The sequence below is a fragment of the Streptomyces venetus genome (assembly GCF_039540295.1).
GTDB lineage: Bacteria > Actinomycetota > Actinomycetes > Streptomycetales > Streptomycetaceae > Streptomyces > Streptomyces venetus.
The window spans coordinates 420,969-446,470 of sequence record NZ_BAABET010000006.1 but is presented as its reverse complement, the minus strand read 5'-3'; the positions used below and the strand labels follow the sequence as shown (position 1 = coordinate 446,470).

Genomic DNA, 25,502 nt, shown 5'->3' with positions numbered 1-25,502 from the left:
CGTACCCGGGGCCCTCCGGGGCGTCGGGACCATCTGGATTCCCTTCACCGGGGGCGACGGCGCTAACCATCAGGACCGCACAAAGTCCGACGCGGTCATTGCTTCGATTGTGTTCGAGTTCTAGGGTGTGCCTGCTCAGCAGTTGCTCCGTCACCGTCAGTTGCGTCGTGTCCCAACAGAAACTCCCACGCCGGGAGGGCAGTTGAGGACCGTAACTGATGCGCCCTCAGTCCGTGCAGCACCCTGTCGAACCGAGGAAGGCCACGGTCATGCCGCACCCGCACCCGTCTCCCACCGACCGGCCCGTCGTCAGCCGTCGTCGTCTGCTGGAGGGAGGAGCCGCCGTGCTCGGCGCGCTCGCCCTGTCCGCCTCGCCCGTCGCGGCGCACGCGGCCGGCCGGCGCCCGGCGGCGGACGGACCTCCGGAGTGGAACGACGGCCTGACCGTGTACCGGCTGGGCACCGAGCCGCCGCACACCACGCTCATGCCGTATGCCGACCTCCCGCAGGCCCTGGCCGCCGACCGTACGCGCTCGCCGTACCGGATGAGCCTCGACGGCACGTGGAAGTTCGCCTACGCCGACCGGCCCGACGACCGGGACAAGGACTTCCACCGCACCGACGTCGACGACTCCGGCTGGGACACCATCCCCGTGCCCTCGGCCTGGCAGCTGCACGGCTACGACTTCCCGATCTACGTCAACATCACCTATCCCTGGTGGGGTCCCAACGGCGGCGGCGAGGACGCGCAGCCGCCGGCCGCCCCGACCCGCTACAACCCGGTCGGCCAGTACCGCCGGACGTTCACCGTCCCCCGCACCTGGTCCGGCCGCCGCACCTTCCTGCACTTCGAGGGCGTCAAGTCCGCCCACTACGTGTGGATCAACGGCGAGCTGGCGGGCTACCACGAGGACTCCTACACCTCCGCCGAGTACGACATCACCCGCCACCTCAAGCCGGGCACCAACCAGATCGCCGTCGAGGTGTACCGCTACTCCGACGCGGAGTGGCTGGAGGACCAGGACATGATCCGGCTGAGCGGCATCTTCCGCTCGGTCCACCTGTACTCCACACCGGCCGTGCACCTGCGCGACTTCAAACTGGACACCCCGCTCGGCGACGACTACACCTCCGCCGAACTCGAGGTCACCGCGCACGTCCGCGACTACGGGGGAGAGGGCGGTGGCCGGTACACCGTCGAGACCCAGCTGTACGACGCGCGCGGCCACGCCGTCTGGTCGCGCCCGCTGAACGGGTCCGTCGACGTCCCCGACGGCGACGAGGCCACCGTCGAGACGTCGAGAGCCGTCCCCGCGCCGAAGCTCTGGTCGGCCGAGCACCCCCACCTCTACACCGCCGTGCTGCGGCTGCGCGACCCGGGCGGCAAGGTGGTCGAGACCCTCTCGCACCGGGTCGGCTTCCGCGAGTTCGCGCTCAAGGACGGCCTGATGCGCATCAACGGCCGGCCGGTCTCCTTCCGCGGCACCAACCGGCACGAGATGCACCCGGTCACCGGCTCGGCGCTCACCCGCGCTCAGCTGATCGAGGACATCCAGATCATCAAGCGGCTCAACATCAACAGCGTCCGCACCTCGCACTACCCCAACAACCCGCTGTGGCTGGAACTCGCCGACGAGTACGGCCTGTACCTCGTGGGCGAGACCAACCTGGAGACCCACGGCATCCGCGACAGGTACCCCGGCAGCGGCCACCCCGAGTGGACCGAGGCGTGCGTGGTCCGCGCCCAGAACATGGTCCACCGGGACAAGAACCACGCCTCGGTGGTCATCTGGTCGCTGGGCAACGAGGCGGGCGGCGGCACCACCTTCAACGCCATGCACGACTGGATCCGCTCCTACGACCCCACGCGCGTCATCCAGTACGAGGGCGACGACCGCCCGGGCATCAGCGACATCCGCTCCGAGATGTACGACAGCCCGCAGCGGGTCGAGCAACGCGCCAAGGACACGAGCGACACCCGGCCGTACGTGATGATCGAGTACTCCCACGGCATGGGCAACTCCAACGGCAACTTCAAGAAGTACTGGGACATCGTCCGCCGCTACGACGTCCTCCAGGGCGGCTGGATCTGGGACTTCGTCGACCAGGCCCTGGCCTGGCCCACCCCGTCCCGCAAGCTGCTGACCGAGTCCGGCCCGGGCGCCCTGCGCGGCGAGATCATCGCCCCGAGCGGCACCTTCGACCGCGCCAAGGGCGTCTCCGGCGGCACCGTCTTCCCCCGCGACACCCGCCTCGACCTCACGGGCTCCCTCACGCTGGAGGCCTGGGTCACCCCGCATGTGACCGGCGGCCACCAGCCCCTCATCGCCAAGGGCGACACCCAGTACGCCCTCAAGCAGACCGACAGGACCCTGGAGTTCTTCATTCACGGCGGCGGCCAGTGGGTCACCGCGAGCTGGGTGCTGCCCGGGGACTGGACAGGCAAGGAGCATCACGTCGCCGGTGTCTTCGACGCGGACGCCGGCACGCTCACCCTGTACGTCGACGGGCAGGTGCGTGCCACCAAGGCCACGACCCGGCGCCCCGGCGACAACACGGCGTCCCTGTCGCTCGCCACCGATGTCGACAACCCGACCCGGGAGTTCAGCGGCACCGTCCGGCGGGCCCGCGTCTACGCCCGCGCGCTGAGCACGGCGGAACTCGCCTCGGACGACCGGGGCCCGAAGGACGAGGGCGTGCGGTTCTGGTTCGACGCCGCCACCGTCCACCTGACCGAGAAGCGCCCGCGCGAGAAGACCTTCTACGCCTACGGCGGCGACTGGGGCGACAACCCCAACGACGGGGCCTTCTCCGGCGACGGCATCATCACCGCCGACCGCGGTCACACGGGCAAGGCCGCCGAGGTCAAGCAGATCTACCAGGCGATCAACGCGACCCGGGCCTCGGGCGGCCCCGGCGCCGTCAGGCTGACCAACGAGTACCTCTTCACCAACCTCCGCGAGTTCGACGGCCGGTGGTCCCTCGTCGCCGACGGCGAGGTCGTCCAGCGCGGCCGGCTGACCCGCGACCAGCTCGACGTCGCCCCGCTGACCGCCAAGGACGTCCAGGTGCCGGTGCGGCTGCCGGCGAAGCCCGCACCGGGCACCGAGTACTTCCTGGAACTCTCCTTCACCACCAAGGAGCCCACCAAGTGGGCGAAGGCGGGCTTCGAGGTGGCCAAGCAGCAACTCGCCCTCGACGCGGGCAGTCCCGCGGTGAAGGCGGTACCGCTGCGCGGCGTGCCCGCCCTGCGGTACACCGACCGGGACGACGAGGTCACCGTCAAGGGCAAGGGCTTCTCGGTCACCGTCGACAAGAGCACCGGAACCATCACGTCGTACGAGGCGGCCGGCACGCGACTGATCACCTCCGGCCCGGTCCCGAACTTCTGGCGGGCACCCACCGACAACGACCGGGGCAACGGCCACCACACCCGCAACCAGGTGTGGCGGGACGCCGGAGCGCGGCGGAAGGTGGCGGACGTACGGGTGCGGCCCCTGGACGAGCGAGCCGTGGAGATCACCTTCACCGGCACCCTGCCCACGACCCCGGAGTCCACCTACAGCACCACGTACACGGTCTTCGGCAACGGCGAGATCAAGGTCGACAACACCCTGCACCCGGGCGCGTCGAACCTGCCGTACCTCCCCGAGGTCGGAAACCTGCTGTTCCTGCCGCGCCGCCTGGACCGGCTGCACTACTACGGCCGGGGCCCCGAGGAGAACATGTGGGACCGCAACAACGCCACCGACGTCGGCGTGTACTCCGGCACCGTCTCCGGGCAGTGGAGCTCCTACCTGCGCCCCCAGGAGAACGGCAACAAGACCGACGTCCGCTGGGCCGCGCTGACGGACGGCGGCGGGCGCGGACTGCTCGTCTCCGGTGAGCCGCTGCTGGAGGTCAACGCCTCGCACTTCACCCCCGAGGACCTGTCGGTCGGCGCCCGGCACGACTACCAGCTCACGCCCCGGGACGCGGTGGTCCTGCGGGTCAACCACCGCCAGATGGGCGTGGGCGGCGACAACAGCTGGGGCGCCCACACCCACGACGAGTTCAAGCTGCTCGCCGACCGCGACTACGCGTACACCTACCGTCTGCGTCCGCTGACGCGCGTGAGCGAGGCGATGGCGGCCTCGCGGCGGCCCACGGCCACCGAGTAGCGCAGTGGGAGTGACAGCGGCGCCGCCTCAGTCGGCGGCGTCGCTGATGCCCAGACGCAGGTGCTCCACGTGGTACACGGCCTGGTCGAGCAGCTCGGCGACATGGTGGTCGTGCAGCGCGTACACCACCGAACGGCCCCGTCGCTCGCCCACCACCAGGCCCAGGTTGCGCAGCAGCCGCAGCTGGTGCGAGCAGGCCGACTGCTCCATGCCCACCTCGGCGGCCAACTCGGTGGCCGGCAGCGGACCTTCGCGCAACCGCGCCAGGATCAGCAGGCGGGACGGCGTGGACAGGGCCTGGAGCGTGGTGGCGACCTTCGCGACGTTGTCCGCGTCCAGGCGTACCCGCTCGGCGGCGGCGTCCTGCGCGGGGATGACGGCTCCATGACCCATGACGTCATCGTACCGGTCACCAACGAACACATGAATGAATATTCATCTGTCCCTGTGCGGCGGTGGGCGCCCGCACCTCGATGTCGGATTCTCGCCAGCCCCGTGCCGCCCGGTGCCCGATGCTGGACGCATGCAGATGGGGATGCACACCGACACAGAACGCTGCGTACGCGCCGTCCGGTCCAAGGACGCCCGGTTCGACGGCTGGTTCTTCACGGCCGTCCTGACGACCGGCATCTACTGCCGTCCCAGCTGCCCGGTCGTGCCGCCCAAGCCGGAGAACATGGTCTTCCACCCGAGCGCGGCCTCCTGCCAGCAGGCCGGATTCCGGGCCTGCAAGCGCTGCCGGCCCGACACCAGCCCCGGCTCCCCGGAGTGGAACCAGCGCGCCGACCTCGTGGCCCGCGCCATGCGGCTGATCGCCGACGGCGTCGTGGACCGCGAGGGCGTGCCCGGCCTCGCCGGCCGCCTCGGCTACAGCACCCGGCAGGTCGAGCGCCAGCTGCTCGCCGAACTCGGCGCGGGGCCGCTCGCGCTCGCCCGCGCCCAGCGCGCCCAGACGGCCCGGCTGCTCATCGAGACCACGGCCCTGCCGATGGCCCGGGTCGCCTTCGCCGCCGGCTTCGCCTCCATCCGCACCTTCAACGACACGGTCCGCGAGGTCTTCGCCCTGTCCCCGAGCGAGCTGCGCTCCCGCGCGCCCAGGCGGCAGGGCGCGAGCACCCCCGGAGCGTTGTCACTGCGGCTGCCGTTCCGCGCCCCGCTCAACCCCGACAACCTCTTCGGCCACCTCGCCGCGACGGCCGTACCCGGCGTGGAGGAGTGGCGGGACGGCTCCTACCGCCGCACGCTGCGCCTCCCGTACGGCCACGGCATCGTGGCCCTCACCCCCACCCCCGACCACATCGCCTGCCGCCTGACCCTCAGCGACCTGCGCGATCTGACCGTCGCCATCAGCCGCTGCCGCCGCCTGCTCGACCTGGACGCCGACCCGGTCGCCGTCGACGAGCAGCTGCGCACCGACCCGGTCCTGGCGCCCCTGGTCGACAAGGCGCCCGGGCGGCGCGTGCCGCGCGCGGTGGACGAGGCGGAGTTCGCCGTCCGGGCCGTGCTGGGCCAGCAGGTCTCCACCGCCGCCGCCCGCACCCACGCGGCCCGTCTGGTCACCGCGCACGGCGACCCGGTCCATGACCCCGAGGGCGGCCTCACCCACCTCTTCCCGACGCCGGAGACGCTCGCGGAGCTGGACCCGGAGACCCTGGCGATGCCCCGCACCCGCCGCACGACCTTCACCACCCTGATCCGCCGGCTCGCCGACGGCGACCTCCACCTGGGCGTGGAGAGCGACTGGCCGCGGACCCGCTCCCAGCTCCTCGCCCTGCCCGGCTTCGGCCCCTGGACGGCCGACGTCATCGCCATGCGCGCCCTCGGCGACCCCGACGCCTTCCTCCCCACCGACCTCGGCATCCGCCGCGCCGCCCGGGACCTGGGCCTGCCCTCGACCCCGGCCGCGCTCACGGCCCGCGCGGCGGCCTGGCGTCCCTGGCGGGCCTACGCCGTCCAGTACCTCTGGGCGACCGACAGCCACCCGATCAACTTCCTTCCGGTATAGGGACGTTCCATGAAGCAGCACACCGTGACCGACAGCCCGTACGGCCCGCTCACCCTCGTCGCCGACGACGGCGTCCTGTGCGGCCTCTACATGACGGACCAGCGCCACCGCCCGCCCGAGGAGACCTTCGGCACCCGCGACGACACCCTGTTCGCTCAGGCCGAGGAGCAGCTGAAGGCCTACTTCGCGGGCGAGCTCCGGGAGTTCACCGTCGAACTGCGCCTGACGGGCACCCCGTTCCAGCGCACCGTCTGGGACCGGCTGCGCCGCATCCCGTACGGCGAGACCCGCACCTACGGCGAACTCGCCGACGCCCTGGGCGCCCCCACGGCCTCGCGCGCGGTCGGCCTCGCCAACGGCCGCAACCCCGTCGGCATCATCGTGCCGTGCCACCGCGTCGTCGGCGCGAACGGCAGCCTCACCGGCTACGGCGGCGGCCTGGACCGCAAGCGCCGGCTGCTGGCGTTCGAGAGCGGGGCCGCGCTGTTCTAGGCGACGTCGCCGAGGCGGCGCAACAGCTCGGGCAGGGCCGTTCCGATGGGTTCACGGACGAGCTCGTCGGCACGGTCGTCGTACGGCGTCGGCTCGGCGTTGACGATGACCAGCCGGGCGCCGTGGTCGGCGGCGACACCGGCGAGGCCGGCGGCGGGCTGGACCTTCAGGCTCGTCCCGACGGCGACGAACACCTGGCAGGCCTTGCTGATGGCGACCGCCTCGCCGAGCACGACGGGGTCGAGCCGCTCGCCGAACATCACCGTCGCCGACTTCAGGATCCCGCCGCACTCCAGACACGGCGGGTCGTCCTCACCGGCCTCGACCCGGGCGAGCGCGTCCGTCATCGGGCCGCGGGCGTGGCAGCCCGTGCACACGAAGCTCCGCGCGGTCCCGTGCAGTTCGAGGACCTTGCGGTCCGGCATCCCGGCGAGCTGGTGCAGCCCGTCCACGTTCTGGGTGATGACCCGCACGGGCACCCCCGACCGCTCCAGGTCGGCGACGGCCAGGTGAGCGGTGTTGGGCTCCGCCTGGAGCGTCCGGTTCTTGCGCCGCATCCGCCAGGAGCGGCGGCGGATCTCCGGGTAGCCCATGTAGTACTCGTACGTCACGAGCTTCTCGGCCTCGGGATCGCGCCGCCACAGCCCGTTCGGTCCGCGGTAGTCCGGGATCCCGGAGTCCGTGCTGATGCCGGCACCGGTGAGGAGCGCGACGAGTGGCTTGCCCATGGCACCGAGGGTAGGCCGGGCGGCGCGGGGGCGGCGAGCGGATATCGAACGGGAGGTCGAGGGGCGAGCGGCCGGAGCCGGTCAGGGCACCCGGTTCCCGTTCTCCAGCTCCGCCGTACCGGAGCCGTCCGCCAGGACGTCCAGGCCGGCCAGGACACGGCGGCCGAGGGCGCCCGGCAGGTACTCGGTCAGCTCCTCGCGCGGCACCAGCCGCCAGGACAGCAGCTCCGCCTCCTGGAGGCGGATCGCCTTGAACTCGTCCTCGCCGAGCACCCCGCCGTCGTACAGGTACGCCACCAGCGGCGGACGCCCCGGACCGTGCACCCAGTCCACCGCCAGCAGCCGGCCCAGCTCACGGTCCAGGCCGATCTCCTCGGCCGTCTCGCGCCGCGCGCCCTGCCGCGGGGTCTCGCCGTCGTCGGACTCGATCGTGCCGCCGGGCAGCGTCCAGCCCTCCCGGTAGTTGGGCTCGACGAGCAGCACCCGGCCCTCGCCGTCCCGGAAGAGCGCGGCGGCACCGGCCAGGACGCGGGGCAGGGACGCGATGTAGGCGGCGAAGTCAGGAGAGGTGGTCATCGGTGCAGGGTAACCACCGGGCGCCGGATCAGCCGCAGGGGAAGACGTAGTCCGACTTGTAGTTGATGTAGAGGCTGCTGGAGGAGGAGCCCATCTTGGCGGTCACCGGGGCGCAGGCGAAGCTGGAGACGTACACCGGGCCGGCGTACTCGCTGAAGTTGCCCGCGTCCTTGGCGCAGGAGGTACCGCCGACCTTGCAGACCTGCACCAGCATGTACTGCGACCTGCCGACGTTGTTGTCGAGGATGACGCAGCCCTTGCCGCCGTTCTCGTAGGCGAAGAGGGTGCCCAGACGCTCGCTGGGGTCGGTGCCGACGGGCAGCGGGATCGCCTTGCTCAGGGTGTAGCCGGTGCCGCACACGGTGGCCGCGGCGGCCGCGGGCGCGGGCCGCTCGGCGGCGACGGCCTGCGGGGCGGTGAGGACGGCGGCGGTCAGGACGGACACGGAGGCGGCGGCACGGACAGCGGTTCTGAGACGAGACATGACAAGCAGATGCTTTCTGTCAGGCGTGAGGACGCGGGCCGAGTGACTGGAAACGATCGGACGATCCGATGGCCAGATCACTTTACGATCGGGTTTGATCGGTATCGGCGGCTCGCGGCCAAGTGGCCGGAAGCAGCCGGATGGAAGCGCTTCCAAGCGGAACGCGTGGCTGAGTTCGGGTGCACTGGCTGATACTGAACCGTCATGAGGCCCGGGCCTCGAAGCGGAAGACCGGGTCGGCCGCCGCACGCGGCCGGAAATGGCCGGTTCGATCCGCTCAGGCCGCCCGCTCCGCCAGCCGCAGCGTCCGCTCCGCGAGCTCGCTGATCCGCACCCCGTCGAAACCGAACACCGCACTGCGGACCGTGTCCTCCAGCGGCACCTTCCACTGGTCGGGGATGGCCGCGGCCCCGCCGAGGACCCCCGCCACCGACCCCGCCGTCGCGCCGTTGGAGTCGGTGTCCAGGCCGCCGCGGACGGTCAGCGTGATGGTGCGGGTGAAGTCGCCGTCGCCGTAGAGCAGGCCGGCGGTGAGGACGGCGGCGTTCGGGACGGTGTGGATCCAGCCCATCCCGGCGGTCTCCTCGGCGACCGTGGTGAGCGTGTCCTCCCAGGTCATCCGGGTGTCGTGCAGGGACACCACCCGGCGCACCGTACGGGCCAGGCGGCTGCTCGCCGGGATCACGGTCAGGGCCTGGTCGAGGGCGTGCCGCACCGTCGGCGCCGTGAACGCCGCCGCGATCAGGGCCGCCGCCCACATCGCCCCGTAGACCCCGTTGCCGGTGTGCGACAGCACCGCGTCCCGCCGGGCCAGCGAAGCGGCCCGGCGCGGCGCGCCGGGGCAGGTCCAGCCGTAGATGTCGGCGCGGATGAGGGCGCCGATCCACTCCTGGTACGGGTTGTCGTACGTGGCGGTCAGCGGCGGTTTGAGCCCGCCCGCCAGGTTGCGGTACGCGGCCCGCTCGGCGGTGAACGTCTGGAGGTACGGCAGCCGCAGCAGCCACAGGTCGCCGACCTGCTCGGTGCTGAAGCCGAAGCCGTGGGTCTCCAGCAGGTCGAGGCCGAGGATCGCGTAGTCGACGTCGTCGTCCCGGCAGCTGCCGTGGATCCGGCCGCGCACGCACTGGCGCCATTCGGGGCGCAGTACGGGTGCGTCGGCGCCGGTCGGCTCGGGCAGGTAGTCGGTCAGGGGGAGGGCGGCGGCCTGCCGGAGGTAGCGGTCGATGCGGTCGCGGGTCCAGACCTCGCCCTGCTCGACCGGTTTGCCGAGCATGTTGCCCGCGATGCGGCCTGTCCAGCCGCCGAGGATGCGGTCGGCGAGCGCCGTTTCGGTGTCGACGAGGGTCATGGTTCTGGTCTACCCGTTTTGGGAGGGTGCCCGAGGGGGTGGGGCCGCGGGTGTGCCGGCGGCTGCGGGTTCGTCGTGGTCTGTCGCGCAGTTCCCCGCGCCCCTGAGGCGTGGGTGCCTGAGGGGGTGGGTCGGGGGTGTGTGGGCGGCTGTGGGGTCGTTGTGGTGTGGTGCGTAGTTCCCCGCGCCCCTGAGGCGTGGCTGCCCAGGTCCATGGGATGGGCACGGGCTGACGGCGGACGCGTCCTCCGGTTAAGGTCGCTGCGGCGCGACTGGCCCTGACGTGCGTGAGGGCCCGGAGAGCAAGGGGAGTGCAAGTGGCGGACGCTGCAGTGAGCGGCACCCGGAGGGCACGGCGGGTGCTCGTCGCCGCGGACAAGTTCAAGGGGTCGCTGACGGCCGTGGAGGTCGCCGAGCGGGTGACGGCCGGGCTGCGCCGGGTCGTACCGGACCTCGAGGTCGAGGCGCTGCCCGTGGCCGACGGCGGCGACGGAACGGTGGCCGCGGCGGTCGCGGCCGGGTTCGAGCGCCGTGAGGTACGGGTCGCGGGCCCCCTGGGCGACGAGGTGACGGCGGCGTTCGCGCTGCGCGAGGACACCGCCGTCGTGGAGATGGCCGAGGCGAGCGGACTCCAGCGGCTGCCCGCCGGTGTCTTCGCCCCGCTCACGGCGTCCACGTACGGCTCCGGTGAGCTGCTGCGGGCCGCGCTGGACGCGGGCGCCCGCACGATCGTCTTCGGGGTCGGCGGCAGTGCGACCACGGACGGCGGCGCGGGCATGCTGTCCGCGCTCGGCGCCCGGTTCCTGGACGCGGACGGCGAGCCGGTACCGCCGGGCGGCGGCGGCCTCGCCGCGCTGGCCGGCGCCGACCTGTCGCACCTCGACCCCCGGCTCGCCGAGATCGAATTCGTCCTCGCGAGCGACGTGGACAACCCGCTGACCGGACCCAAGGGCGCGCCCGCGGTCTACGGCCCGCAGAAGGGCGCCTCACCGGACGACGTGGAAGCGCTGGACGCCGCCCTCGCGCACTTCGCGAAGGTCCTGGAGGGGGCGGTGGGCCCGAAGGCCGCCGAGTACGCCGCCTCGCCGGGCGCGGGTGCCGCCGGCGGCATCGGCTACGGCGCCCTGCTGCTGGGCGCCCGGTTCCGCCCCGGCATCGAGGTGATGCTCGAGGTCCTGGGCTTCGCACCCGCCCTGGACCGTGCCGGTCTGGTGATCACCGGTGAGGGCTCCCTCGACGAGCAGACCCTGCACGGCAAGGCCCCGGCGGGCGTCGCCGCGGCGGCCCGTGCGGCCGGCAAGGACGTCGTCGCGGTCTGCGGGCGCCTGGCCCTGCCCCCGGAGACACTGGGCCGCGCCGGCTTCCGCCGCGCGTACCCCCTGACGGAGGCGGAGCCGGACGTCGCGAAGTGCATCGCCGAGGCGGGCCCGATCCTGGAGAGGGTGGCGGAGCGCATCGCGAGGGACTTCCTGACCTGAGCCGGGCTTCGTCCGACCTGAGCCGAGCTCCGTCGGGGGCAGAGCCCCCAGGAGCAGCGACCACCCACGGATCCGCACAGAGCAAGGCAAGCGAAGGGCCCCGAACCGATACCCGGTCCGGGGCCCTGGCCATGCATACGCTACGGGGTCACGGGAGCTGCGCCGCCCGCGCCTCTCGCCGATTGTCACGGAACGTGTTCACCCGGCGCGCCGTGGCGAACAGCGGGATCGTCGCCGCCATCACGATCTGCAACGCGCAGCCCGTCTGGAGCAGCGCCTGACCGCCCGGCGCGTCGAACGCCCAGGCCGCCAGCATGCCCATGGCCGAGACGATCCAGCAGAGCACCGCCACCGCGAGGACGCCCCGCGGCTTCGGGTACTCGACCCGGCTCACCATCAGCCACGCCGTACCGACGACCGCCAGCAGCGTCGCCTCGAACGGCAGCTCGAGCAGCACGATCGAGACGACCGTGAGCGCACCGAACGGCGAGGGCATGCCCTGGAACGTGCCGTCCTTCACGGTGACGCACGAGAAGCGGGCAAGCCGCAGCACCACCGCCAACAGCACCACGATCGCACCCACCGCCGCGACCCGCTCGTGCGCGTCCCGCGCGACCATGCCGTACACGAGCACGAAGTACGCGGGCGCCAGACCGAAGCTGATCAGGTCGGAGAGGTTGTCCAGCTCCGCACCCATCGGCGACGACCGCAGCTTGCGGGCGACGAGGCCGTCGAACAGGTCGAAGACAGCCGCGCACAGCATCAGGATCACGGCCGTGGCCGCGCTGTTGCGGGCCATGCCCGAGGCGTCACCCGAGAGGTGCGGGATGAGGATGCCGGTGGTGGTGAAGTACACCGCCATGAAGCCGCACGTGGCGTTGCCGAGCGTCAGGGTGTCCGCTATCGACAGGCGCAGAGAGAGGGGCATCTCCTCTTCTTCGTCGACCTCGTCGGCCTCCGGCACCCAGCCGGCCTTGGTATCCGGATCAATCACGGTCAATGCGAGTCACCCCAGCCACGGTCTTCTGACCGACCTCGACCGCGACCTCCACGCCCTCGGGCAGGTAGAGGTCGACCCGCGAGCCGAAGCGGATCAGGCCGATCCGCTCGCCCTGCTCGACCTTGGTGCCCTGCGGCACGTAGGGAACGATGCGGCGGGCGACCGCGCCGGCGATCTGGATCATCTCGATGTCGCCGAGCTCGGTGTCGAAGTGCCACACGACACGCTCGTTGTTCTCGCTCTCCTTGTTGAAGGCGGGAACGAAGCCACCCGGGATGTGCTCGACCGACGTCACCGTGCCGGCCAGCGGCGCGCGGTTGACGTGGACATTGAGCGGGCTCATGAAGATCGCGACGCGGGTGCGGCCGTCCTTCCACGGCATGATGCTCTGCACCACACCGTCGGCGGGCGAGATGACCCGGCCCTGGGTGATCTCGCGCTCGGGGTCGCGGAAGAACCACAGCATCCCCGCCGCGAGCGCGGTGGCGGGAACAGCGACGGCCTTGGCGGCGCCGGAGCGGCGGGCACGGGCCAGGCTGAGAGCTGCGGTGGCGACGGTCGGAAGGAGCCACGGCGATGCTCCGCGCGCGAGGCGTACGCCGGCCCGGCTGTCGCGTGGTGCAGAGGTTTGGCTGTGGGGCATGGATGACCTTCGTAGCGGATGAGGCCGCACTCTGACGGGGGACGGCGGCTTTCCGGCGATCGTAGCGGCTCGGGGCCCTAACTGGGTAAGCCAGGAAGCCGAGTCGGCGACCGAAGAGTGCTGACGGGGTGTGATCTTCTTCTCCAAGAAAACACCCCGTATCCGGACATCTAGCCCTGGAATCGATACTCTTCGAGCAGTCGCCGACCGATGATCATTTTCTGGATTTCGGCGGTACCTTCACCGATCAGCAGCATCGGAGCCTCACGGTAGAGGCGCTCGATCTCGTACTCCTTGGAGAAGCCGTAGCCGCCGTGGATCCGGAAGGCGTCCTCGACGACCTCTTTGCAGTACTCGGAGGCGAGGTACTTCGCCATCCCAGCCTCGAGGTCGTTTCGCTCACCGGAGTCCTTTTTGCGAGCTGCGTTCACCATCATCGCATGGGCGGCCTCGACCTTGGTAGCCATCTCCGCCAGCTTGAACTGGATCGCCTGGTGCTGGGCGATCGGCTTGCCGAAGGTGTGACGCTGCTGCGCGTACTGGACACCCAGTTCGAACGCACGCTGAGCGACGCCGCAGCCACGCGCCGCGACGTTGACGCGGCCGACCTCCACGCCGTCCATCATCTGGTAGAAACCACGGCCGGTGACGCCTCCGAGCACACGATCCGCAGGAATCCGCAGGCCATCCATGATGAGTTCGGTGGTGTCGACCCCCTTGTAACCCATCTTGTCGATCTTGCCGGGGATGGTGAGACCCGGGCGGACCTCACCAAAACCGGGCTCCTTCTCGACCAGGAAGGTGGTCATCGACTTGTGGGGCGCGGTGCCCTCGGGGTGACCTTCGTCACTTCGGACCAGAACGGCCACCAGAGACGACGTTCCGCCGTTCGTCAGCCACATCTTCTGGCCGTTGAGGACGTACTCCTCACCGTCCCGCACGGCCTTGGAGGTGATCGCCGACACGTCCGAGCCGAGGCCCGGCTCCGACATCGAGAAGGCGCCCCGGATGTCGCCGGCAGCCATCCTCGGCAGGAAGTGGTCCTTCTGCTCCTGCGTGCCGTGCTGCTTGAGCATGTACGCCACGATGAAGTGCGTGTTGATGATGCCGGACACCGACATCCAGCCGCGCGCGATCTCCTCGACGCACAGGGCGTACGTCAGGAGCGACTCGCCCAGACCGCCGTACTCCTCCGGGATCATCAGGCCGAACAGGCCCAACTCCTTCAGCCCGTCGACGATCTGCTGCGGGTACTCGTCGCGGTGCTCCAGCTCGGTCGCGACCGGGATGATCTCCTTGTCCACGAAGTCCCGGACGGTGGACAGGATCTCCTGCTGGATGTCCGTCAGACCGGCGGTCTGGGCGAGTCGCGCCATGGCTACTTCTCCTGCTCCTTGAGCTCGGGGCGGCCGGGCTGCTCGCCGCCGCGCTCCTTGATGTAGGTCTCGGTCGGCACCATCACCTTGCGGCGGAACACGCAGACCAGCGTGCCGTCCTGCTTGTAGCCCTTGGTCTCGACGTAGACGATGCCGCGGTCGTTCTTCGACTTCGACGGCCACTTGTCGAGCACGGTCGTCTGGCCGTAGACGGTGTCGCCGTGGAAGGTCGGCGCCACGTGCTTCAGCGACTCGATCTCCAGGTTGGCGATGGCCTTTCCGGAGATGTCCGGCACGGACATGCCGAGCAGCAGCGAGTAGATGTAGTTCCCGACGACGACGTTCTTGCCGAAGTCCGTCGTCTTCTCCGCATAGTTCGTGTCCATGTGGAGCGGGTGGTGGTTCATGGTGAGGAGACAGAACAGGTGGTCGTCGTACTCCGTGACCGTCTTGCCCGGCCAGTGCTTGTACGTCGCCCCGACCTCGAACTCCTCGTAGGTGCGTCCGAACTGCATGGCGCTCAGCCCTCCGGGATCTCGAACTTGCTGGTGCGCTGCATGCCGGCCGCGCGGCCCTTGCCGGAGATGACCAGCGCCATCTTGCGGCTGGCCTCGTCGATCATCTCGTCGCCGAGCATCGCGGAGCCCTTCTTGCCGCCCGCCTCGGACGTGTAGTAGTCGTACGCGTCCAGGATCAGCTCGGCGTGGTCGTAGTCCTCCTGCGAGGGCGAGAAGATCTCGTTGGACGCCTCGACCTGGCCCGGGTGCAGCACCCACTTGCCGTCGAAACCGAGCGCGGCGGCGCGCTGGGCGACCTCGCGGTAGCCGTCGATGTTGCGGATCTGCAGGTAGGGGCCGTCGATCGCCTGGAGGTTGTTGGCGCGGGCGGCCATCAGGATCTTCATCAGGATGTAGTGGTAGGCGTCCGCCGGGTAGCCGGGCGGCTGCTCGCCCACGACCAGCGACTTCATGTTGATGGAGGCCATGAAGTCGGCCGGGCCGAAGATAATCGTCTCGACGCGCTGGGAGGCCGTCGCGATCTCGTTGACGTTGTTCAGGCCCTGCGCGTTCTCGATCTGCGCCTCGATGCCGATCTTGCCGACCTCGAAGCCCATGGTCTTCTCGATCTGCGTCAGCAGCAGGTCCAGGGCGACGATCTGCTCGGCCGTCTGCACCTTCGGCAGCATGATGCAGTCGAGGTTCTGCCCGGCCCCCTCGACGACCGTGACGACGTCGCGGTACGTCCACTCGGTCGTCCAGTCGTTGACGCGCACGACCCGCGTCTTGCCCGTCCAGTCGCCCTCGTTGAGGAACTTCACGATGGTGTGCCGCGCCTCGGGCTTGGCGAGCGGGGCGCACGCGTCCTCCAGGTCGAGGAAGACCTGGTCCGCCGGGAGGCCCTGCGCCTTCTCCAGGAAGCGCGGGTTGCTTCCCGGTACCGCGAGACACGAGCGGCGGGGACGCAGACGGTTGACGGTCATGCGGGGACCTCCAGGGGGTCGAGCTGGTTCGCTTTCCGGATCTCGTCGACGATGCGGCCGATGATTCCGGTGATGTCGAAGTCCTTCGGGGTGAAGACGGCGGCCACTCCGGCTTGCCTGAGCTGCTCCGCGTCACCATTCGGGATGATGCCACCGGCGATCACGGGTATATCTGTGGCACCGGCCACACGCAGCCGTTCGAGGACGTCCGGCACCAGCTGGGCGTGCGAGCCGGACAGGATGGACAGGCCGACCGCGTGCACGTCCTCGGCGAGGGCCGCGTCCACGATCTGCTCGGGCGTCAGCCGGATGCCCTGGTAGACCACCTCGAAGCCGGCGTCCCGCGCGCGCACCGCGATCTGCTCGGCACCGTTGGAGTGCCCGTCCAGGCCCGGCTTGCCGACCAGGAAGCGCAGCTTGCCGACGCCCAGCTCCTTCGCCGTGACGTCCACCTTGTGGCGGACCAGGGCCAGCGTGCTGCCCTCCTCGACGGGGACGGCCACCGGCGCCGACGACACGCCCGTCGGGGCGCGGAACTCGCCGAACACCTCGCGCAGGGCCCCGGCCCACTCGCCGGTCGTCGCCCCGGCCCGGGCGCACTCCAGGGTGGCCTCCATGAGGTTCCCGGTGCCGCGTGCGGCCTCCTTCAGCCGCTCCAGCGCCTTGCAGGGACGCGGGTGGTTGAAGGGCGGCTGGTAGCGGCTGTCGCGCCACTGCTGGAGCGAGGCGATGACCCGGGCCTCGACCTCCGGGTCGACCGTCTGGATCGCGGTGTCCAGGTCGGCGGTCAGCGGGTTCGGCTCGGTGCCCTCGAAGGCGTTGACACCGATGATCTTCTCCTGGCCGGACTCGATCCGGCCCCGGCGCTCGGCGTGCGAGGCGACCAGCTGGGACTTGAGGTAGCCGGACTCGACGGCCGCCATCGCGCCGCCCATCTCCTGGATGCGGTCGATCTCCGCGAGCGCGGACTCGACCAGCTCCGCCACCTTCGCCTCGATCACCTTCGAGCCCTCGAAGATGTCCTCGTACTCCAGCAGATCGCTCTCGTAGGCCAGCACCTGCTGGATGCGCAGCGACCACTGCTGGTCCCAGGGGCGGGGCAGGCCCAGCGCCTCGTTCCAGGCGGGCAGCTGCACGGCACGCGCGCGTGCGTCCTTGGAGAGGGTCACGGCCAGCATCTCCAGCACGATCCGCTGGACGTTGTTCTCCGGCTGCGCCTCCGTCAGACCCAGGGAGTTGACCTGGACGCCGTAGCGGAAGCGGCGGTGCTTGGGGTTCTCGATGCCGTACCGCTCACGCGTGACCTTGTCCCAGATGCGGCCGAAGGCGCGCATCTTGCACATCTCCTCGATGAAGCGGACGCCCGCGTTCACGAAGAACGAGATCCGGCCGACGACATCGCCCATGCGCTCCTGCGGCACCTGGCCGGAGTCGCGCACGGCGTCGAGGACGGCGATCGCGGTGGACATCGCGTACGCGATCTCCTGGACCGGAGTGGCGCCCGCCTCCTGCAGGTGGTAGCTGCAGATGTTGATCGGGTTCCACTTCGGCATGTGGGAGACCGTGTACGCGATCATGTCCGTCGTCAGCCGGAGCGACGGGCCCGGCGGGAACACGTGCGTCCCGCGGGACAGGTACTCCTTGACGATGTCGTTCTGGGTCGTGCCCTGGAGCTTGGTGATGTCCGCACCCTGCTCCTCGGCGACGACCTGGTAGAGCGCCAGCAGCCACATGGCCGTGGCGTTGATGGTCATCGAGGTGTTCATCTGCTCCAGGGGGATGTCCTGGAACAGCCGGCGCATGTCACCGAGGTGCGCGATCGGCACGCCGACCCGGCCGACCTCGCCGCGGGCGAGGATGTGGTCGGAGTCGTAGCCGGTCTGCGTCGGCAGGTCGAACGCGACCGACAGACCCGTCTGCCCCTTGGCGAGGTTGCGCCGGTACAGCTCGTTCGACGCCTCGGCCGTGGAGTGACCGGCGTACGTGCGCATGAGCCACGGCCGGTCCTTCTCCCGCCTGTTTTCGGCGGGCTGACGCTCAGTCATCTGTGCCCCCGGGTGTCTCAGATGTTGCGGAAGCGGTTGATGGCGTCGATGTGCTGGGCGCGCTTCTCCTGGTCGCGGACGCCGAGGCCCTCCTCCGGGGACATGCACAGCACGCCGACCTTGCCCTGGTGGAGGTTGCGGTGCACGTCGTAGGCGGCCTGGCCGGTGTCCTGGAGGGAGTACACCTTCGACAGGGTCGGGTGGATCTTGCCCTTCGCGATGAGCCGGTTGGCCTCCCAGGCCTCGCGGTAGTTCGCGAAGTGCGAGCCGATGATGCGCTTCAGCGACATCCACAGGTAGCGGTTGTCGTACTCGTGCATGTAGCCCGAGGTCGAGGCACAGGTGGTGATGGTGCCGCCCTTGCGGGTGACGAAGACGCTCGCGCCGAAGGTCTCGCGGCCGGGGTGCTCGAAGACGATGTCGATGTCCTCGCCGCCGGTGAGCTCACGGATGCGCTTGCCGAAGCGCTTCCACTCCTTGGGGTCCTGGGTGTTCTCGTCCTTCCAGAACTTGTAGCCCTCGGCGTTGCGGTCGATGATCGCCTCGGCGCCCATCGAGCGGCAGATGTCCGCCTTCTGGTCGCTGGAGACGACACAGATCGGGTTGGCGCCGCCGGCCAGCGCGAACTGGGTGGCGTACGAGCCGAGTCCGCCGCTCGCGCCCCAGATCAGGACGTTGTCGCCCTGCTTCATGCCGGCGCCGTTGCGGGAGACGAGCTGCCGGTAGGCGGTGGAGTTGACCAGGCCCGGGGCGGCGGCCTCCTCCCAGCTCAGGTGGTCCGGCTTCGGCATCAGCTGGTTGGACTTGACCAGGGCGATCTCGGCGAGGCCGCCGAAGTTGGTCTCGAAGCCCCAGATGCGCTGCTCGGGGTCGAGCATCGTGTCGTTGTGGCCGTCGCTGGACTCCAGCTCGACGGAGAGGCAGTGCGCGACGACCTCGTCACCGGGTCGCCAGGCGTTGACGCCCGGGCCGGTGCGCAGGACGACGCCCGCGAGGTCGGAGCCGATGATGTGGTACGGCAGGTCGTGCCGCTTGGCCAGCTCGTTGGTGCGGCCGTAGCGCTCCAGGAAGCCGAAGGTGGAGAGCGGCTCGAAGATCGACGTCCACACCGAGTTGTAGTTGACCGAGGAGGCCATGACGGCCACCAGCGCTTCGCCCGGGCCGAGCTCGGGCAGCGGCACCTCGTCCAGGTGGATCGACTTGCGGGGGTCCTTGTCGCGCGTGGCGAGCCCGGCGAACATCTCCGTCTCGTCCTTGTGCACGGTGATCGCGCGGTACGACTCGGGGAGCGGGAGGGCGGCGAAGTCCTCCGACGTGGAGTCGGGCGACTGGATCGCGGCCAGGATGTCCTTCACGGTCACGGTGTTGCCTCCGGCGGTGAGCGCCCTGAGGGAGGGGCGCCGATGGTTACGTCGGTGCTGCTGAGGGTCGAGGGTGTGCCGTCGGTTCGGCGGTGGTGCTGTTCGGCAGCGCTGGGTGGCGCGGGAGGTTGCCTGTGACGCAGGCGCCCGGGCGTGCAGGCGGGTGAGCTTGCTGGGACGGTCACCCGGACCTCTTCAACGTATGACACCGCGTGTCACCCCGCAAGGCACTGAGTGCCAGAACTTGCGCCCGGATGAAATCTTTACGTAACAAATGAGCGATGATCGATCGAACGTGCTCGGCGAGAGCCAGCAAAACGGCCTCTGACATGCCAAAACGGCCACCCCGAAGGGTGGCCGTCATCACAGTGCCGAGTGCGCTCAGCGCTCCTTGAGTGCCTGCTCGATCGTCCTCATGACCTCGTCCAGCGGGGCGTCCGTCCGGGCGACGGTCACCAGCACCTCGCCGTGCGCCGAGGCCGTCGCCGCGGCCGGCTGCGGGCTCGTGGACCGCCCGGCCCCGATCCCCGTGCCGAACGTCTTCCGCACGATCGCGAAGGCATGGTCCAGCTGCGCCTCCACGTCCCCCTGCCCGCCGGCCCGCAGCCAGCGCCGCAGGACGTGGTTGTGGGCGGTGACCACGGCGGACGCGGCGACCTCCGCCAGCAGCGGGTCGTCGTTGGCGTCGTCGGCGTGCGCCCGCTCGTCGAAGTGGCCCAGGAGGTAGCGGGTGAAGAGGCGCTCGTAGCGGGCCACCGACGCGATCTCCGCCTCGCGCAGCGTGGGCACCTCGCGCGTCAGCTTGTAGCGGGCGACCGAGATCTCCGGCCGGGCCGCGTACATCCGCATGACCTCCTTGATGCCACGGCACACCGTGTCGAGCGGATGCTCGTGCGCGGGCGCGGCGTTGAGCACCGCCTCGGCCCGGATCAGGGTGTCGTCGTGGTCGGGGAAGATCGCCTCTTCCTTGGAGCGGAAGTGGCGGAAGAAGGTGCGGCGGGCGACCCCGGCCTGGGCCGCGATCTCGTCGACGGTGGTCGCCTCGTACCCCTTGGTCGCGAACAGCTCCATCGCGGCGGCCGCCAGTTCCCGGCGCATCTTGAGCCGCTGGGCGGCGGCGCGCGAGCCTGCGGCACTCTCCGGCGCGTCGGTCGTAGCGGATGTACGTGAGGACTTGGCGGGCTGGGACATGCCCTGAACGTACTGCATGTGCGCAGCTCGCTGCGCATGGCCTGGTTCGTGGAACCGGTCCGGCCCGAGCAGGCCGCCCCACTCGGAGCCGGACCGGAACCAGTCGCCGGGACGTTCAGCGCTTGGCATATTCGCGGAAGCCACGGCCGGTCTTGCGGCCGAGGCAGCCCGCGGCCACCAGGTGCTCCAGCAGCGGCGCCGGGGCGAGCCCCGGGTCGCGGAACTCGCGGTGCAGGACCTTCTCGATGGCGAGCGAGACGTCCAGCCCGACCACGTCCAGCAGTTCGAACGGGCCCATCGGGTAGCCGCCGCCCAGCTTCATCGCCGCGTCGATGTCGTCGAGCGAGGCGTAGTGCTCCTGCACCATCTTGATCGCGTTGTTCAGGTACGGGAACAGCAGGGCGTTCACGATGAAGCCCGCACGGTCACCGCAGTCGACCGCGTGCTTCTTGATCCGTCCGCAGACCTCGCGGACCGTCGAGTGGACGTCGTCGGCCGTCAGCACGGTACGCACGACCTCGACCAGCTTCATGGCCGGCGCCGGGTTGAAGAAGTGCATGCCGATCACGTCCTGCGGGCGCGAGGTGGCACGGGCGCAGGCGATCACCGGCAGGGACGAGGTGGTGGTGGCCAGGACCGCGCCCGGCTTGCAGACCTTGTCCAGCGTGGCGAACAGCTGCCGCTTGACCTCCAGGTCCTCGGCGACCGCCTCCACGGCCAGGTCGACGCCGGCGAAGTCGTCGTAGGTGCCCGTCGGCGTGATCAGGTCCAGGATCCCGGCGGCGGCTTCGGCGGTCAGCCGGCCCCGGTCGACCGAGCGGGACAGGGACTTGCCGATCCGGGCCTTCGCGGCCTGGGCCTTCTCCGCGCTGCGGGCGGCGAGGACCACCTCGTACCCGGCCTTGGCGAAGACCTCGGCGATACCGGAGGCCATGGTGCCCGAGCCGGCGACACCGACCGACTGGACCGCCCGGCCGGCGGCCTGGCTGCCGCCCTCCAGCGGGGTCAGGGCGTCCCGCACGACCGTGCCGCTGCCCGGCGCCTCGTACGTGTAGAAACCACGCCCCGCCTTGCGGCCGGTCAGGCCCGCCTCGCTCAGCTGCTTGAGGATCGGCGCCGGGGCGTGCAGCCGGTCGCGGGACGCGGCGTACATCGCCTCCAGGACCGTGCGCGCGGTGTCGACGCCGATCAGGTCCAGCAGCGCCAGCGGGCCCATGGGCAGCCCGCAGCCGAGCCGCATCGCGGCGTCGATGTCCTCACGGGAGGCGTACTTCGCCTCGTACATCGCGGCGGCCTGGTTGAGGTAGCCGAACAGCAGCCCGTCGGCGACGAAGCCGGGCCGGTCGCCGACCGCGACGGGCTCCTTGCCGAGGTCCAGCGCGAGGTTCGTGACCGCCGTGACGGCGGCCGGCGCGGTGAGCACCGAGGAGACGACCTCGACCAGCCGCATCGCCGGGGCCGGGGCGAAGAAGTGCAGGCCCAGCACTCGCTCGGGACGCGCCGAGTCGGCGGCCAGCCGTGTGACGGACAGGGCGTTGGTGCCCGTCGCCAGGATCGTCTCCGGGCGCACGATCCCGTCCAGCTCCCGGAAGATCTGGTGCTTGACCTCGTACGACTCGGGGGCCACCTCGATGACCAGGTCGGCGTCGGCCGCGGTCCGCAGGTCGGTGGAGGTGCGGACCCGGGCGAGGATCTCCGCGCGGTCCTGCTCGGTCAGCCGCCCGCGCTCGACGCCACGGGCGGTGGAGGACTCCAGGGCCGCGACGCACTTCGCGGCCTGGGCCTCGCTGATGTCGATGCCGACGACCTCGCGGCCGGCCTTGGCGAGGACCTCGGCGATGCCGGTGCCCATGGTGCCGAGGCCGACGACGGCGACGGTCCGCAGCGAGGACGGGGACGGGTCGGAAAGGGGAGTGGCCATCGAGGGACTCCAGGAATGAGGGTGACGACGGGGAACACGCCCGGGTACGCCGAGGACGGTCCGGCGGGAGCCGGGCCACGGGCGCACCGGGTGCGTGAGAAGTGCGGGTGTTGCCGGGCTGCAAGCGCACACGCCCGGTGAAGGGAGGACCGGCCCTGTCCCGGGGCCGAGTCACACCGCGGTACTCGAGGTACCGAACCGACTGCTCTCGCGATGGCCGCGTCACCAGACCGCCGCGAGGAGAACACGAGTGGGTAACTCGCTCGTCTGAGCTTAACTGGCGGGTAACGAGCGCGCCAGCCCTCGTCTTTGTGATGTACGTCCCGCGCAGCTCACCCCGCACCTACTCTCTCAGTCATGGACGAAGAGTTGCGATCACTCACGGAGCGCTTACGGCAGGAGTCGGGGGCGTCGCCCGCCTTCGAGCGGCTCGTGGCGACCGACGATCTCGACGCGCTGGCGGGGCTGCTGACCGAACCCGGGCAGCCGCTCTGGACGAGGGAGCTGGCGGCGTTCCGGCTGGGGCTCGCCCGGGACCGGCGGGCCTTCGAGGCTCTGGTCCTGCTGCTCAACCACCGCGATCCGCCGCGCTGTGCCTCCGCCGCCCACGCCCTCGCCCGCCTCGGAGACCCGCGCACCGCCCGCGCGGCCGCCGCTCTCGCCACCAACGAACTGCGCGTCGCCTACGCGCTGCACCCGGTGCGGCTCCTGGTCGAGCTGCGCGCCCCCGAGGCCGTGCCCGCGCTGATCACCACGCTCCAGCGGCGGCTGCGTCCGCACGATCCCTACCGCCGCGTGGCCCTCGCCTGCGTGGACGGGCTCGGCACCCTCGGCGACGCGCGGGCCAGACCCGTGCTGAACGAGGCCCTCGCGCATCCGGCGCTGGCCGAGGCGGCGGTGCGGGCGCTGGGACGGATCCCGAAGCAGCGGTGAGGTCAGTGGGGGAGCGTGCGTGCGTAGCGCACCTCGGGGACCGTCACACCCTGGACCTCGAAGGGTTCCGCGGCGCCGTCCGCGTGGAAGCCGGCCCGCTCGTAGAACCGGCGCGCCCGGCTGTTCTCCTGGAGGACCCACAGGAGCATGCGGTCGTGGCCGGCGGCGGAGCAGCGTGTGACCGACTCCGTGAGCAGTGCCCGCCCTACGCCCTGCCCCACCCGGTCCGGATGGACGTAGAGGGCGTACAGCTCGGCGTCCGGGGTCAGGGCCTCACCGTCCCGGTACGGGCCGTGGCAGGCCCAGCCGGTGATCTCGCCGCCGGTGCCCTCGGCGACCAGGTTCACCACACTGCCGTCGGACCGCGTGAGGTGGGTGCGACGCCGCTCGGCGTCCTCGCGGACGCTGAGCCCGTCCAGGTACGACTGCGGGATCAGGCCCCGGTACGCGCTCTGCCAGCCACCGACCCGGATCTCGGCGACCCGGTCGCAGTCGGCGAGCGTCATCTCGCGTATCCGAAGGCCCGTCACCCCGTGCATTCCGGTCGGCTCGTGCATGGGCCCATCTTGGACCACGGCACCGACAGGCCTGACCCCGACGGTCCGTCAGCCGTCTAGCGCTCAGCCCCGGAAGCCGAGCAGGCTGTGGAGCACCGAGCCGCCCGCGGAGGTCGACGCCGCCTTGGTGGCGGCCGGTTTCGGGTCCGGCAGGGCCTCGCACACCGCGTCGGCCACACCCTGCCCGCGGGGCACGGTGCCGTCGGACAGGTAGCGCGCCAGGTGCCTGTCCAGGCAGGCGTTCCCGCTCAGCGTGATGCCGTGGTTGCCGCCGCCGTCCTCGACGACCAGGCTGGAGCGCGCCAGCAGATGGTGGACGGAGACACCGCCCACGTAGGGGGTGGCCGCGTCTCCGGTCGCCTGGAACAGCAGGGTGGGCGGCAGCTCGCCGTTGGCGATGCTCACCGGGCGCGGCGCGGCCCTCGGCCAGAACGCGCACGGCGCGTTGTACCAGGCGTTGTTCCAGGTCATGAACGGCGCCTTCTCGTACATCGCCCAGTTGTCGCTACGCCACTGGCCCCAGTCCCGAGGCCAGGAGGTGTCCCCGCACTCCACCGCGGTGTAGATGCTGTAGCTGTTGTCGGCGACGGGGTCGATCGCGCCGAAGTTCTGGTACGCCTCGACGAGAGGAGCGGCGTTCCTGTCGTTCACGTACGCCGCGAACGCCTCCGCCAGGATCGGCCAGTAGCCGTTGTAGTAGCCGCCCGGGATGTAGGTGTCCTCCAGTTCCGAGGCGCCCACCATGCCGCCGGCCGGCTTCTTCGCCAGGGCCGCACGCATGGCGTACCACTTGACCTCGACGTACTCCGGGTCGGTGCCCAGCCTGTACGTCGAGTCGTGCTTGGCGACCCACGCCATGAAGGCGCGGTGGCGGTCGTTGAAGGCGAGGTTCTGGTACAGGTTGGCGTCGTACCAGACGTCGGTCGGGGAGACGACCGAGTCCAGGACCAGGCGCCGGACCCGCTCGGGGAACATCCTCGCGTAGACCGCGCCCAGGTAGGTGCCGTACGAGTAACCGAAGTAGTTGAGCCGGTCCGCGTCCAGGGCCTCCCGGATCGCGTCCATGTCGCGCACGGCGCTGATCGTGTCGATGTAGGGCAGGAGGTGGGCGTACTTCTTGGTGCAGGAGGCGGTGAAGGACCTGGCGCGGGCGAGGTTGGCCCGCTCGACGGCGGGTGTGGTCGGCACGGTGTCCGGGCGCACCGGGTCGAAGTGGCCGGGCCTGCAGTCCAGCGCCGGCTTGCTCGCCCCCACGCCGCGCGGGTCGAAGCCGATGATGTCGTACTGGGCCGCGACCTCCTGGGGCAGCGAGGACGCGACGAACCCGGCGAGCCCCAGTCCGCTGCCGCCGGGGCCGCCCGGGTTGACCAGCAGCGGGCCCTGATACGTCCGGGCGGTGTGGGGCACGCGGGACAGGGCGAGGGTGATCTGCTGCCCCTGCGGCTTGCGGTGGTCGAGCGGCACCTCGAGGGACGCGCACTGGAGCGCCGGGTAGTCCTTGGTGGCGCACTTCTTCCAGACGGGCTTCGCGGCGTGCACGGTGTCCGCGATGCGCGGTGCCTTCGCCTCGGCGGGAACGGCCGTGCAGGTCCCGGCCATGACGACGGCGGCGCCGCACAGCGCCGCTGCGCGTTTTCTCATGGAGTCCTCCCAGGACGGCGGGATGTAGGACCGCGAGAAACACCGTCCTCGCCGCATCGTCCCGGCAACCCGTCCTGAAAGAA

21 protein-coding genes are annotated in these 25,502 nt (G+C 70.7%); 5 read left to right on the top strand and 16 right to left on the bottom strand.

What is annotated here, in order from left to right; genetic code table 11:
- The first annotated feature begins 269 nt into the window (after positions 1–269).
- Positions 270–4,160, top strand: coding sequence for a glycoside hydrolase family 2 TIM barrel-domain containing protein (locus tag ABEA82_RS22080; RefSeq protein ID WP_345663298.1), 3,891 nt, complete (start codon positions 270–272; stop codon positions 4,158–4,160).
- Between the two features lie 27 nt (positions 4,161–4,187).
- On the opposite strand, the gene ABEA82_RS22075 is transcribed toward ABEA82_RS22080, so the two are convergent.
- A complete protein-coding gene (locus tag ABEA82_RS22075) occupies positions 4,188–4,553 on the bottom strand; it encodes an ArsR/SmtB family transcription factor (RefSeq protein ID WP_345663297.1) in 366 nt (121 codons plus the stop codon).
- 142 nt (positions 4,554–4,695) lie between these two features.
- On the opposite strand from ABEA82_RS22075, the gene ABEA82_RS22070 reads away from it, so the two are divergent.
- Both ABEA82_RS22070 and ABEA82_RS22065 read left to right on the top strand, forming a co-directional pair.
- Entirely contained in the window at positions 4,696–6,165 is a 1,470-nt protein-coding gene (locus tag ABEA82_RS22070; RefSeq protein ID WP_345663296.1) for an AlkA N-terminal domain-containing protein, read from the top strand.
- Between the two features lie 9 nt (positions 6,166–6,174).
- Complete coding sequence (locus tag ABEA82_RS22065) at positions 6,175–6,657, top strand: methylated-DNA--[protein]-cysteine S-methyltransferase (RefSeq protein WP_345663295.1); 483 nt, start codon at positions 6,175–6,177, stop codon at positions 6,655–6,657.
- Here the strand turns inward: ABEA82_RS22065 and ABEA82_RS22060 are convergent.
- The 4 genes from ABEA82_RS22060 to ABEA82_RS22045 form a co-directional block, all read right to left on the bottom strand.
- Complete coding sequence (locus ABEA82_RS22060) at positions 6,654–7,385, bottom strand: SIR2 family NAD-dependent protein deacylase (RefSeq protein ID WP_345663294.1); 732 nt, start codon at positions 7,383–7,385, stop codon at positions 6,654–6,656. The genes ABEA82_RS22065 and ABEA82_RS22060 overlap by 4 nt on opposite strands.
- A gap of 81 nt (positions 7,386–7,466) precedes the next feature.
- Positions 7,467–7,961, bottom strand: a complete 495-nt coding sequence (locus tag ABEA82_RS22055; RefSeq protein WP_345663293.1) for an NUDIX domain-containing protein — start codon at positions 7,959–7,961, stop codon at positions 7,467–7,469.
- Positions 7,962–7,989: 28 nt separating this feature from the next.
- A complete protein-coding gene (locus tag ABEA82_RS22050; RefSeq protein ID WP_345663292.1) occupies positions 7,990–8,445 on the bottom strand; it encodes a hypothetical protein in 456 nt (151 codons plus the stop codon).
- Between the two features lie 277 nt (positions 8,446–8,722).
- Entirely contained in the window at positions 8,723–9,793 is a 1,071-nt protein-coding gene (locus ABEA82_RS22045; protein ID WP_345663291.1) for an ADP-ribosylglycohydrolase family protein, read from the bottom strand.
- 359 nt (positions 9,794–10,152) lie between these two features.
- Between ABEA82_RS22045 and ABEA82_RS22040 the strand changes: the two genes are divergently transcribed.
- Complete coding sequence (locus tag ABEA82_RS22040; protein ID WP_345663483.1) at positions 10,153–11,271, top strand: glycerate kinase; 1,119 nt, start codon at positions 10,153–10,155, stop codon at positions 11,269–11,271.
- Positions 11,272–11,419: 148 nt separating this feature from the next.
- Here ABEA82_RS22040 and pssA read toward each other — a convergent pair whose 3' ends face one another.
- From pssA to ABEA82_RS21995, 9 genes are all read right to left on the bottom strand, one after another.
- Positions 11,420–12,271, bottom strand: a complete 852-nt coding sequence (gene pssA / locus ABEA82_RS22035; RefSeq protein ID WP_345663289.1) for a CDP-diacylglycerol--serine O-phosphatidyltransferase — start codon at positions 12,269–12,271, stop codon at positions 11,420–11,422.
- Positions 12,258–12,914 (bottom strand): phosphatidylserine decarboxylase, encoded by a 657-nt coding sequence (locus tag ABEA82_RS22030; protein WP_003994082.1) that lies wholly within the window; start codon positions 12,912–12,914, stop codon positions 12,258–12,260. The genes pssA and ABEA82_RS22030 overlap by 14 nt, the downstream gene beginning before the upstream one ends.
- Positions 12,915–13,084: 170 nt before the next feature.
- The gene (locus ABEA82_RS22025; RefSeq protein WP_345663288.1) at positions 13,085–14,290 is read right to left on the bottom strand and encodes an acyl-CoA dehydrogenase family protein; all 1,206 of its coding nucleotides are present in this window, start codon (positions 14,288–14,290) and stop codon (positions 13,085–13,087) included.
- Between the two features lie 2 nt (positions 14,291–14,292).
- A complete protein-coding gene (locus ABEA82_RS22020; protein WP_031136470.1) occupies positions 14,293–14,805 on the bottom strand; it encodes a MaoC family dehydratase in 513 nt (170 codons plus the stop codon).
- Positions 14,806–14,810: 5 nt separating this feature from the next.
- Complete coding sequence (locus tag ABEA82_RS22015) at positions 14,811–15,770, bottom strand: HpcH/HpaI aldolase/citrate lyase family protein (RefSeq protein WP_020119114.1); 960 nt, start codon at positions 15,768–15,770, stop codon at positions 14,811–14,813.
- The gene (locus ABEA82_RS22010; RefSeq protein ID WP_486389420.1) at positions 15,767–17,836 is read right to left on the bottom strand and encodes a protein meaA; all 2,070 of its coding nucleotides are present in this window, start codon (positions 17,834–17,836) and stop codon (positions 15,767–15,769) included. The genes ABEA82_RS22015 and ABEA82_RS22010 overlap by 4 nt, the downstream gene beginning before the upstream one ends.
- A complete protein-coding gene (gene ccrA / locus ABEA82_RS22005) occupies positions 17,833–19,176 on the bottom strand; it encodes a crotonyl-CoA carboxylase/reductase (protein WP_345663286.1) in 1,344 nt (447 codons plus the stop codon). The genes ABEA82_RS22010 and ccrA overlap by 4 nt, the downstream gene beginning before the upstream one ends.
- A 381-nt stretch (positions 19,177–19,557) precedes the next feature.
- Positions 19,558–20,367 carry a TetR family transcriptional regulator gene (locus ABEA82_RS22000; protein WP_345663285.1) on the bottom strand — a complete coding sequence of 270 codons (810 nt, stop codon included), beginning with the start codon at positions 20,365–20,367 and terminating at the stop codon, positions 19,558–19,560.
- A gap of 115 nt (positions 20,368–20,482) precedes the next feature.
- Positions 20,483–22,288 carry a 3-hydroxyacyl-CoA dehydrogenase family protein gene (locus ABEA82_RS21995; RefSeq protein WP_345663284.1) on the bottom strand — a complete coding sequence of 602 codons (1,806 nt, stop codon included), beginning with the start codon at positions 22,286–22,288 and terminating at the stop codon, positions 20,483–20,485.
- A 357-nt stretch (positions 22,289–22,645) separates the two neighbouring features.
- Between ABEA82_RS21995 and ABEA82_RS21990 the strand changes: the two genes are divergently transcribed.
- A complete protein-coding gene (locus ABEA82_RS21990) occupies positions 22,646–23,221 on the top strand; it encodes an adenylosuccinate lyase (protein ID WP_345663283.1) in 576 nt (191 codons plus the stop codon).
- Between the two features lie 2 nt (positions 23,222–23,223).
- Here the strand turns inward: ABEA82_RS21990 and ABEA82_RS21985 are convergent, their stop codons facing one another.
- Together ABEA82_RS21985 and ABEA82_RS21980 are read right to left on the bottom strand one after the other, a co-directional pair.
- Entirely contained in the window at positions 23,224–23,778 is a 555-nt protein-coding gene (locus tag ABEA82_RS21985; protein ID WP_345663282.1) for a GNAT family N-acetyltransferase, read from the bottom strand.
- A 63-nt stretch (positions 23,779–23,841) separates the two neighbouring features.
- On the bottom strand, positions 23,842–25,419 hold the full coding sequence (locus ABEA82_RS21980) for an alpha/beta hydrolase (protein WP_345663281.1): 1,578 nt from the start codon (positions 25,417–25,419) through the stop codon (positions 23,842–23,844).
- Positions 25,420–25,502 lie beyond the last annotated feature (83 nt).

Excerpts from the sequence above, each read along its gene's own strand:
- ABEA82_RS22080 (WP_345663298.1), top strand. The coding sequence starts at position 270 with ATGCCGCACCCGCACCCGTCTCCCACCGACCGGCCCGTCGTCAGCCGT.
- ABEA82_RS22075 (WP_345663297.1), bottom strand. The coding sequence starts at position 4,553 with ATGGGTCATGGAGCCGTCATCCCCGCGCAGGACGCCGCCGCCGAGCGG.
- ABEA82_RS22070 (WP_345663296.1), top strand. The coding sequence starts at position 4,696 with ATGCACACCGACACAGAACGCTGCGTACGCGCCGTCCGGTCCAAGGAC.
- ABEA82_RS22065 (WP_345663295.1), top strand. The coding sequence starts at position 6,175 with ATGAAGCAGCACACCGTGACCGACAGCCCGTACGGCCCGCTCACCCTC.
- ABEA82_RS22060 (WP_345663294.1), bottom strand. The coding sequence starts at position 7,385 with ATGGGCAAGCCACTCGTCGCGCTCCTCACCGGTGCCGGCATCAGCACG.
- ABEA82_RS22055 (WP_345663293.1), bottom strand. The coding sequence starts at position 7,961 with ATGACCACCTCTCCTGACTTCGCCGCCTACATCGCGTCCCTGCCCCGC.
- ABEA82_RS22050 (WP_345663292.1), bottom strand. The coding sequence starts at position 8,445 with ATGTCTCGTCTCAGAACCGCTGTCCGTGCCGCCGCCTCCGTGTCCGTC.
- ABEA82_RS22045 (WP_345663291.1), bottom strand. The coding sequence starts at position 9,793 with ATGACCCTCGTCGACACCGAAACGGCGCTCGCCGACCGCATCCTCGGC.
- ABEA82_RS22030 (WP_003994082.1), bottom strand. The coding sequence starts at position 12,914 with ATGCCCCACAGCCAAACCTCTGCACCACGCGACAGCCGGGCCGGCGTA.
- ABEA82_RS22025 (WP_345663288.1), bottom strand. The coding sequence starts at position 14,290 with ATGGCGCGACTCGCCCAGACCGCCGGTCTGACGGACATCCAGCAGGAG.
- ABEA82_RS22020 (WP_031136470.1), bottom strand. The coding sequence starts at position 14,805 with ATGCAGTTCGGACGCACCTACGAGGAGTTCGAGGTCGGGGCGACGTAC.
- ABEA82_RS22015 (WP_020119114.1), bottom strand. The coding sequence starts at position 15,770 with ATGACCGTCAACCGTCTGCGTCCCCGCCGCTCGTGTCTCGCGGTACCG.
- ABEA82_RS22000 (WP_345663285.1), bottom strand. The coding sequence starts at position 20,367 with ATGTCCCAGCCCGCCAAGTCCTCACGTACATCCGCTACGACCGACGCG.
- ABEA82_RS21995 (WP_345663284.1), bottom strand. The coding sequence starts at position 22,288 with ATGGCCACTCCCCTTTCCGACCCGTCCCCGTCCTCGCTGCGGACCGTC.
- ABEA82_RS21990 (WP_345663283.1), top strand. The coding sequence starts at position 22,646 with ATGGACGAAGAGTTGCGATCACTCACGGAGCGCTTACGGCAGGAGTCG.
- ABEA82_RS21985 (WP_345663282.1), bottom strand. The coding sequence starts at position 23,778 with ATGCACGAGCCGACCGGAATGCACGGGGTGACGGGCCTTCGGATACGC.
- ABEA82_RS21980 (WP_345663281.1), bottom strand. The coding sequence starts at position 25,419 with ATGAGAAAACGCGCAGCGGCGCTGTGCGGCGCCGCCGTCGTCATGGCC.